Below are 7,299 nucleotides of genomic sequence, written 5' to 3'. Positions count from 1 at the left end.
CGCCTGCCCAAGACCTCATCCGGCAAGCTGCGCCGTGCGGAGACCCGCGACCGCTATCTCGCCGGAAAACTCTAGGAAGGAACTCCAATGACGACAGTTATCGGCAAAGACACCGCGCGTGCGGAACTGGCCGCGCTGCTTGAGGTTGACGCGTCCGCTTTGGACGATGGCGCATCGCTGCGCGACGGGCTTGCCCTGGACAGCCTCACCATGATGCGCCTGATCACCTGGCTGGAGGCGCGCGGCACGCCGATCACCGCCGAGGCGCAACTGCCCGCGACCGTCGGCGAGCTGCTGTCGCATGTGGAGGATGCGAAACACCGGCCACGTTTGTCAATCCGGCTGGGCGGCGTGCCGGGGTTGCCGGAACGCTTCACGCTCGCGCCGCCCCGCGACCAGCTCGCGCCGGTGCTCGAAACGCCCGCGCTCCGGCTGGCGCCGCTCACCCCCGACGACCTCGGCTTCCTGTACGCGCTCGCGGTTGAGCCGGAGACCGGCTTCCGCTGGCGCTACCGGGGCTCGATCCCGCCCATCGAGCGGTTCAAGGCGGAACTGTGGAACCAGGTGCTGATCCAGTTTGTGGTGCGCCGCATCGAGGACGACCTGCCGGTCGGGCATGTCGTGGCGTACGGCGATGAGCTCAGCCTGCGGCACACCTACCTCGGTGCGGTCTTCCACCCGCGCATCACCGGCGGTGGCCTTGCGGCGCAAGCGGTGGCGTTGTTCGCGCGCTATCTGTTCCGTACCTTCCCGCTCAACAAGATCTACATGGAGATCCCGGGAATCAACTGGCCGCAGCTGCAGAGCGGGCAGGGCAGGCTGTTTCAGGTCGAAGGCGTGCTGCGCGACCACGACTACTACGCCGGGCGCCTGTGGGACAAGTATGTCTGCGCGCTCTATCCCGGTGACGTCGAGACTTCTCCGGCCACCGTCGCACCGGCGGCCGGAGAGACCCCAACCCGTTAGCGGCCTGCCCGTCAGGACAGGCGTGAGGAAGGAGCAACAAAATGTCATTCGACGGTACCCGACACCGCGCGCTGATGGCTATGGCCGCTGCGGGCGTGCTGACGGCGCTGGCCCCCGCGCCCGCGCTGGCCGACAACGGCCAGACCGATTCGCTCGCCGCGCTGAATGCCTCCGTCATGGACGTCGGCATCCGGACCGCGGTGGGCGATCGCGTGGTCGAGGCCGCGTACACCGAGCTCAACAGCGACCGGACCCGGGAGTGGGGAGACGAGTGCAACTTCTACTCCGCCCACTTCTACGGGGCGGGGCGCTGCCAGTACTGGTGCGCGGACTTCGTCAAGTTCGTGTGGAAGAACGCCGGCGTGTATGCGTGGGAGCACCTGGACTCCGAGGCCGGGACGACCGCCCGCTACGGCAAGTTTTTCGGCACGTGGCATCCGGGTCGCGAGGTGAGGGGCATCTACCCCGGCGCAGCGGTCACCTACAACAAAGATGGCGACCCGCTTGTGGACTCCGACCACGTGGGCGTGTTCGTGGGATGGGTCGATGGCGCGCCCAAGGTGATCTCGGGCAACTTCAACGACACCGTGTACAAGCACAACCTGAACTACAGCGCCAACCGTCCGATCGCGGGTTGGACCGGGGTGGGCTGAGCCACCGACCAGACCAGGAGGCACATCCCTTGCGGGTGTGCCTCCCGCTTCAGGGAGCCGAATTCCATGATTGGCAAGACTTTTCGTACCCTCGTGGTGGTCGGGTTGCTGAGCGCATGCGGGACCCCTGCCGCACCGGCTGCGCCGCAGAGCGCGCCACCCGTGCCCGTGCTCAAGGTGGGCGAGGCCTTCACCGCCGATCTGCTCGGCAACGGGCAGGCCACCATCGCCGTGTCCAATGTGGAGCTGTCGGGGCGGTCGATCCCCGGCGACGCCCCGGTGACGGGGGAGCTCGTGCACCTGGTCGTGACCGTGAAGATCCTGCTCGACCGGGCGGGCAGGCCGATCGCGGGCGGCCCGGACAACTTCCGCTTCCGCGACGCGGCCGCCACCGTCCACACCGCACGGACGAACAACGCGGTGTTCCCGCCCGAGCTCGGGCGCGTAGATCTCGTGGCCCCCGGGCAGCAGTCCGAGGGCCGGGTCTACTTCGCGGTGCCGCGCGACGCGGTTGGCGGCGGCCACATCCAGCTCACGACGGGCCGGATCGTCCACGCCCTGTGGAGGGTGTAATCGGCCTGCCACCGCCGAAGCCCCGGCTCGACGGGTCGAGCCGGGGCTTCGGGGCGGGCCGTCATCCGCAGTGTTCGAATGGGCTGGTGTAGGAGGTGCTCCCGACCGATCCACCCCACCTGACGCAGGTGCTTGGCGCGGAGCGCCGCACCGGCCCGGCATAGTAGCTGTAGCTTCCGGAATCCGTGGTGCGGGTGGAGCCTTGCGGCTCAAGGAACGCCGACACGGCGCTGGGACTGCCGACGCTGACGTACTTGACGGTCGTGACGCAGTTGTATCCGTTGCCCGAGTTGTAGAGCAGGAAGACCTTGCCCACCGTGCCGAGGGCGGCCGAGTCGATCACGGAGTAGCCGCTGCCGCAGACCTCTTCGGGGGTATAAGGGTTCGCGCCGCCGCAGGCGTTGCTGCTCTTGACCGCCTTCTTCTGGCCGAGGGAGATGGTCACGCCGTCCACCGTGGGGCTGGTGTCGACCACCCCGGAGGAGTTGCGCTGCTCGTAGTGCAGGTGTGGCGCGCTGCTGCCGCCGGTCGAGCCGACGACGCCGATCTTCGTGCCCTGGCTGACCGACATGCTTTGCCCAGGCGAGCGCACCATCGAGGACATGTGTGCGTACCGGGTCCGGGTGCCGTCGCCGTGGGTGATCTCCACCCACTTTCCATAGCTGGTGGAGCCGGCGTCATAGAAACGCGCCGTCCCCCCGGCGGTGGCGCGGACGTTCTCGCCGTTGATCGCGTCGCCGCCGTAACTTTGCCAATCGATGGAGCCCGACGGGTTGTGACCGGGGTACCAGTTGTTGGCGTAGAACGTCTTGCCGCAGTCGAACGGCGCTTTGTGGGTTGCCGCCTGCGCGGGGGACGCGAAGGGGATGCCCAGCAGCAGGCCGGCCGACATGGCCAGGACCCAGCGAAGCGACATCGCGTTTCGTGCCGTGGTTTTGCCCAACATCGTTGTGCTCCCTTCCGTAGCCGACGTGGGTGGCATCGTTCAGCTTCGCTATCCGGAGAGGGTGTGAAGCGCCGCCGATGCTCGCCGTTGATTGGCCGTCGTCATCATGGCGAAATCGACGTCATCCGCTCTACAAAAGCTCTACAACGCCTGGGTGGCCACCAACCTGGTGCGCCTGCCTTTAGGGAAACGGCGCGGGCGGTGGCCGGTAGGCAGCAGACTCGGGATGCGAGCGCGACACCTCTGGTCCCCGCGCCGCGCCCGGGGGCGCGTGACCGGATCGTGCGGTTGACCGTCGGCGCGGCGATGCCGTTCGGGCACAGCGATAGCTGGCACCCGAACGGCTTGCAAGCATCGCCTTAGGCCGGATCGATCGGCCGGTCGTAGGTCTGGTGCAGCCCCGGCACGCCGTCGTCGACCACGAACGAGGCGCGGGTGTAGGCGGGAGCGCCCGGCGTGGTCACGAACGGCACGACCTTGAAGTCCGCCTTCAGCTGGCGTTCGTCGATGCGCGTGAGGACGTAGCCGCGCTGGTTGTTGTAGAAGCGAAGGTGCGGGTTGATGGACAGGAACGGGTGTGCCGACGGGATGGAGTCGGTCCCGTTGCCGCCCGAGGTGATGGACGAGCAGACGAGCTCGGCCCCGACGGTCGGCGATGCCGGATCGTCGTAGTTGAGCTTGAGGTCGCTTGCCCAGTGGGCGTGAACGTCTCCGGTGAGCACGATCGGGTTGCGCACCCCGGCGGCCATCCAGCCGCGCGTGATCCGATCCCGGGACGCGACATAGCCGTCCCACCCGTCCTGGCTCGTGACCTTCTTTGGCCCGGAGTTGTTGTCCCGCTGGGCGAAGAACACCTGCTGCCCGAGGATGTCCCAGCGGGCCTCCGAACGCCGGAACCCGTCCAGCAGCCACGCCTCCTGCTCCGCCCCGGTGATCGAACGGGCCGGATCGACCGCGGCCGGACAGTCCTTGTAACCGTCGCCGCAGCCCTGATCGTCGCGGTACTGGCGGGTGTCGAGCATGTGGAAGTTGGCCAGCCGACCCCACCGGATGCGGCGGTACAGCTGCATGTCGATGCCACGCGGGATGCCGGTGCGCCGCAACGGCATGTTTTCGTAGTAGGCCTTGAACGCCGCCTCGCGCCGGGCGAGGAAGTCCGCGTCCGGCTGCTCCGGCACCTCGTCGGCCCAGTTGTTTTCGATCTCGTGGTCGTCCCACACGACGAGCCACGGCGCGACCGCATGCGCCGCTTGCAAATCCTGATCCATCTTGTACTGCGCGTGCCGCTGCCGATAGTTGGCCAGCGTCCGCGTTTCGGGGCCCTCGTGGTCGCGCGGATTCCCGCCGGGGATGTTGTACGTGTCCTTGGCGTATTCGTATTGGTAGTCGCCCAGATGCAGGACCAGATCGGGCTCGTCCTCGGCGAGCCTGCGGTATGCGGTGAAGTAGCCGTGCTCGTACTGCGAACAGGAAACGAACGCCATCGCGAGAGCCGACGTTATCGTCCACGGTGCGGGCGCGGTGCGCGTCCGCCCGACCGGCGACAGGTGGTTGCCGACCCGGAAACGGTAGAAGTATTCGCGCCCGGGCAGCAGCCCACCGAGTTCAACGTGGACCGAGTGGGCCGCTTCGGGCCGGGCAAACTCGACTCCCGCCCGCACCACGTGACGGAACCGTTCGTCCGTGGCGACCTGCCACTGCACGGGGATGAACCGGTCGGGCATCCCGCCGAGACCGTCCTCGGCGAGCGGTTCGACCGCGAGGCGGGTCCACAGCACGAACCCGTCGTGGTCGGGGTCGCCCGAGGCGACGCCCAGGGTGAACGGGTCGGCGAGGGTCTTCGCATGGGCGGCGGTGGCCTTCGTGAGGGCGGTGGCCGGAAGTCCGATCGCGACACCGGCGAGCGCACCGGTGGCGAGGAGGGTACGTCGTGAAATGGACATGACCAACATCGTTGGGGCTGACCCGGTACCACATGATGGCATTTAAAGAACAACACGCCGAATTCAGCGGAAACTCTCCTCAGTCCGGCAGCATCGGCATGACCAGGCCGGGGTCTTTGCCGACCAGCGCGCCGCGCGTCACGGCCTGCGAACCGAAGCGTTTGCGGACCGCATCGAGCGCGGAGTCGAGCGAATTCTGGTCCTGCCGCTCGAACGGGAGCTCCAGCTGCATGTGACCGTTGCGCCCGAGGTTGCCGACCGACACGCCGATGAGCGTCAGCCCGCCGCGCTCGGCGATCAGCGGGAGCGCCTCGGTGAGCAGGTCGCGTGCGGTGTCCAAAATGGTCTGTGTGGTTGTGGTGGCGCGGGGCAGGCTGCGCGACCGGGTCGCGCGGGTGAAGTCGGGGAAGCGCAGGCGGAGTGTGACCGTCCGGCCCGGACGGTTGGCGGCCCGCATGCGCCCGGTGATCCGGTCGACCAGCCCGGCGAGGATGGCTTCGAGCTCGGCCCGGCTGCGCGGCCGCGAACCCAGCGCCCGCTGCGCACCCATGGAGCCGCGCCTGCGGCCGGTGTCGACCGGGCGCGGATCCCTGTTGTGCGCCAAGGCGTTCAGGTGCCGTCCGGCGCCGACGCCGAGCAGCGACACCAGTGCGGCCTCGCCGAGCCGGGCCACCTGGCCGACCGTGCGGATGCCGCGCTCGTGCAGCTTCGCCTCGGTCACGTTGCCGACGCCCCACAGCAGCGACACGGGAAGCGGATGCAGGAACGCCAGCTCCCGGTCGGGCGGCACGACCAGCAGCCCGTCAGGCTTGGCCACCTGGCTTGCCACCTTGGCCAAGAATTTGGTACGCGCCACGCCGACGGTGATGGGCAGACCCAGCTCCCGGCGGATACGCTCGCGCAGGCGCCGCGCGATGCCCTCCGGCGGACCGGCGATTTTGTATAGCCCGCCCACGTCAAGGAACGCCTCGTCGATGGACAGCCCTTCGACCCACGGTGTCGTGTCGCGGAACACTGCGAAGACGGCCTTGCTCGCCTCCGAATAGGCCGACATGCGCGGTGGCAGGACTATCGCTTCAGGACACAGTTGCCGTGCCGTGCGCCCGCCCATCGCGGTGCGCACTCCGCGCGCCTTGGCCTCGTAGCTGCAGGCGAGCACCACACCGCCGCCGACGATGACCGGCCGCCCGCGCAGCCACGGGAAGTCACGCTGCTCGACAGACGCATAAAACGCGTCGAGGTCGGCGTGCAAGATGGACGCAGTCTCCCGCATGCTTCAAGACTTTAGAACATCTGTTCTATCGTTGGTACCGGGTGATTGCTCGCGCGGTGACCGGCGATCGTCGCGCGGCGCTGGTGCGCACCACGCCCGCGCGCGGCCGTGCGATCGTGGCCGTGGTCCGGTTGTGTCCCCCGCACGCCCGGTTGACTAACCATGCTGACCCCCAGACACGCCCGCCTCGTGGGCGATGATCGCCGCCTGCACCCGGTTGGCCGCGCCCAGCCGCACCAGGATCGCGCTGACGTGGCCCTTGACCGTGCCCTCCACGAGGTGCAGGCGGCGTGCGATCTGCGCGTTGGACAGGCCCGCCGCGAGCAGGCCGAGCACCTCGCGCTCGCGTTCGGTCAGGCCGCCGACCTTGGCGTGCGCGTCCGCGCCGCGGGCGAAACCGTGGCGGGCGTGGGCGATCACCCGGTGCGCGATGCTCGGCGACAGATAGGCCCCGCCGGCCGCGACCGCGTGCACGCCCGCGAGCAGCTCCCGCGGGTCGCCCGACTTGAGCAGGAAGCCGAGTGCGCCGACGCGCAGCGCGCGGGCAATGTATTCGTCCTCGCCGAACGTGGTGAGCATCGCCACCCCGACGGAGGGCGCGTCGCGCAGGATCTCCTCGGCCGCGTCGAGCCCGTCCAGGCGGGGCATGCGGATGTCGAGCAGCGCGACATCGGGCCGGTGCGCGAGTGCGAGGTCTACCGCAGCCCGCCCGTCGGACGCCTCGGCGACCACGTCGAGCTCGGCGTCGGTGGCGAGGAGCGCCCGCACCCCGGTGCGAATCATCGCCTCGTCGTCGGCCAGCAGGACGCGGATCACGACGGCCGTCCGTGAGTGAAACTGATGCGAATCATGACGATGCCCCGTGTGGTAGATGGGCGTGCAGTTCGAAGCCCCAGCTTCGGGGCCCGGCGCGCAGCGTCCCGCCGGCCGCCTCGACCCGCTCCC

At 68.8% G+C, this 7,299-nt stretch carries 7 protein-coding genes; 3 read left to right on the top strand and 4 right to left on the bottom strand.

All coding sequences use genetic code 11. The features are described 5' to 3' along the window. Window positions 1-87 precede the first annotated feature (87 nt). The 3 genes from DM816_RS38780 to DM816_RS38770 all read left to right on the top strand — a co-directional run bounded on the left by DM816_RS38780 (window position 88) and on the right by DM816_RS38770 (window position 2,192). Window positions 88-966 carry a GNAT family N-acetyltransferase gene (locus DM816_RS38780; protein ID WP_117215473.1) on the top strand — a complete coding sequence of 293 codons (879 nt, stop codon included), beginning with the start codon at window positions 88-90 and terminating at the stop codon, window positions 964-966. Window positions 967-1,007: 41 nt separating this feature from the next. Continuing rightward, window positions 1,008-1,619 carry a hypothetical protein gene (locus tag DM816_RS38775; protein WP_117215472.1) on the top strand — a complete coding sequence of 204 codons (612 nt, stop codon included), beginning with the start codon at window positions 1,008-1,010 and terminating at the stop codon, window positions 1,617-1,619. A 66-nt stretch (window positions 1,620-1,685) separates the two neighbouring features. Further along, entirely contained in the window at window positions 1,686-2,192 is a 507-nt protein-coding gene (locus tag DM816_RS38770; RefSeq protein ID WP_162908280.1) for a hypothetical protein, read from the top strand. 61 nt (window positions 2,193-2,253) lie between these two features. Here DM816_RS38770 and DM816_RS38765 read toward each other — a convergent pair whose 3' ends face one another. The 4 genes from DM816_RS38765 to DM816_RS38750 all read right to left on the bottom strand — a co-directional run bounded on the left by DM816_RS38765 (window position 2,254) and on the right by DM816_RS38750 (window position 7,170). Next, a complete protein-coding gene (locus DM816_RS38765) occupies window positions 2,254-3,138 on the bottom strand; it encodes a M23 family metallopeptidase (protein ID WP_211589041.1) in 885 nt (294 codons plus the stop codon). A 359-nt stretch (window positions 3,139-3,497) separates the two neighbouring features. Next, window positions 3,498-5,081, bottom strand: a complete 1,584-nt coding sequence (locus DM816_RS38760; protein ID WP_117215470.1) for an alkaline phosphatase D family protein — start codon at window positions 5,079-5,081, stop codon at window positions 3,498-3,500. 79 nt (window positions 5,082-5,160) lie between these two features. Beyond that, window positions 5,161-6,354 carry a DNA polymerase IV gene (gene dinB, locus DM816_RS38755; protein WP_117215469.1) on the bottom strand — a complete coding sequence of 398 codons (1,194 nt, stop codon included), beginning with the start codon at window positions 6,352-6,354 and terminating at the stop codon, window positions 5,161-5,163. 156 nt (window positions 6,355-6,510) lie between these two features. Beyond that, on the bottom strand, window positions 6,511-7,170 hold the full coding sequence (locus DM816_RS38750) for a response regulator (protein ID WP_117215468.1): 660 nt from the start codon (window positions 7,168-7,170) through the stop codon (window positions 6,511-6,513). Window positions 7,171-7,299: the final 129 nt, after the last annotated feature.

Origin of the sequence: Allorhizocola rhizosphaerae (assembly GCF_003426775.1) — a bacterium.
Taxonomy (GTDB): domain Bacteria; phylum Actinomycetota; class Actinomycetes; order Mycobacteriales; family Micromonosporaceae; genus Allorhizocola; species Allorhizocola rhizosphaerae.
This window is presented reverse-complemented; position numbering and strand designations above follow the sequence as displayed.

Excerpts from the sequence above, each read along its gene's own strand:
- DM816_RS38780 (WP_117215473.1), top strand. The coding sequence starts at position 88 with ATGACGACAGTTATCGGCAAAGACACCGCGCGTGCGGAACTGGCCGCG.
- DM816_RS38775 (WP_117215472.1), top strand. The coding sequence starts at position 1,008 with ATGTCATTCGACGGTACCCGACACCGCGCGCTGATGGCTATGGCCGCT.
- DM816_RS38770 (WP_162908280.1), top strand. The coding sequence starts at position 1,686 with ATGATTGGCAAGACTTTTCGTACCCTCGTGGTGGTCGGGTTGCTGAGC.
- DM816_RS38765 (WP_211589041.1), bottom strand. The coding sequence starts at position 3,138 with ATGTTGGGCAAAACCACGGCACGAAACGCGATGTCGCTTCGCTGGGTC.
- DM816_RS38760 (WP_117215470.1), bottom strand. The coding sequence starts at position 5,081 with ATGTCCATTTCACGACGTACCCTCCTCGCCACCGGTGCGCTCGCCGGT.
- dinB (WP_117215469.1), bottom strand. The coding sequence starts at position 6,354 with ATGCGGGAGACTGCGTCCATCTTGCACGCCGACCTCGACGCGTTTTAT.